Raw genomic sequence first — 1,051 nt, 5'->3', positions numbered from 1 at the left:
GCGGCGACCGCCAGCGCCCCGGCGAACGCCGGAGCCCCCCGGCTGGTCGCCGCGAACGTCCGCGCCGGCACCCGGGACCTCGGGGTCACCGCCGCGCTGACCCGGGACGAGGCCCGTACGGCGGTGGAGACCGGCATCCGGATCGCGCACGACCTGATCGACGGCGGCGCGGGCATCCTGCTCACCGGGGACATGGGCATCGGCAACACCACGCCGGCGGCCGCTCTCGTGGCCGCGTTCACCGGCACCGACCCGGCGGGGACGACCGGGCGCGGCACCGGGGTGGACGACCCCACGTACGCCCGCAAGGTGGCCGTGGTGCGCGACGCCCTGCGCCGGCACCAGCTCGACCCGGCCGATCCGCTGGGCGTGCTGGCCGCTGTGGGCGGCCTGGAGCACGCCGCCCTGGCCGGGCTGATCCTGGGAGCCGCCGCCCGCCGCGTGCCGGTGCTGCTGGACGGGGTGATCGCGGTCTCCGCCGCGCTGGCCGCCGCCGCCTTCGCGCCGGACGCCACCGGTGCGATGGTCGCCGGCCACCGCTCGGCCGAGCCCGGTGCCACGGTGGCGTTGCGCCACCTGGGTCTGGAGCCGCTGGTCGATCTCGGCCTGCGCCTCGGCGAGGGCACCGGCGCGCTGCTCGCCCTGCCGGTCGTCACCGGCGCGGTCCGGGTGCTGCACGAGGTCGCCACGTTCGACTCGGCCGGAGTGGCCGAGAAGTGAGCGGAAACCCGTACCCTCTCGGTCTGCGCCTCGCCGGTCGACGCGTGGTCGTGGTGGGCGGGGGAGCGGTCGCGACCCGGCGGGTACCGGCCCTGCTCGACGCCGGCGCGAACGTCTTCCTGGTCGCGCCCGAGCTGACGCCGGCGCTCCAGGCGCACGTCGACGCCGGTCGCCTGCACTGGGCGCCGCGCCGGTTCGCCCCCGACGACCTGGACGGCGCCTGGTTGGTCCAGGTCGCCGTCGACGATCCGGTGGCCGCCGCCTCGGTCAGCGCGGCCGCCGCCGAGCGCCGCGTCTTCTGCGTACGCGCCGACGACCGCGCCGCCGCGAC

At 78.1% G+C, this 1,051-nt stretch carries 2 protein-coding genes; both read left to right on the top strand.

Annotation, left to right across the window (positions count from 1 at the left end):
• A partial coding sequence (locus tag AB0I76_RS30640; RefSeq protein ID WP_357042837.1) for a nicotinate-nucleotide--dimethylbenzimidazole phosphoribosyltransferase occupies nt 1–720 on the top strand: 720 nt, incomplete at its 5' end.
• Nucleotides 717–1,051: NAD(P)-dependent oxidoreductase (locus tag AB0I76_RS30635; RefSeq protein WP_357042833.1), on the top strand; the 335-nt coding region annotated here is incomplete at its 3' end. The genes AB0I76_RS30640 and AB0I76_RS30635, both read left to right, overlap by 4 nt.

Origin of the sequence: Micromonospora sp. NPDC049799 (assembly GCF_040656655.1) — a bacterium.
Taxonomy (GTDB): Bacteria; Actinomycetota; Actinomycetes; order Mycobacteriales; family Micromonosporaceae; genus Micromonospora.
Note: the sequence above shows the minus strand (reverse complement) of the source record. Positions and strands in the feature narration are given on the sequence as shown.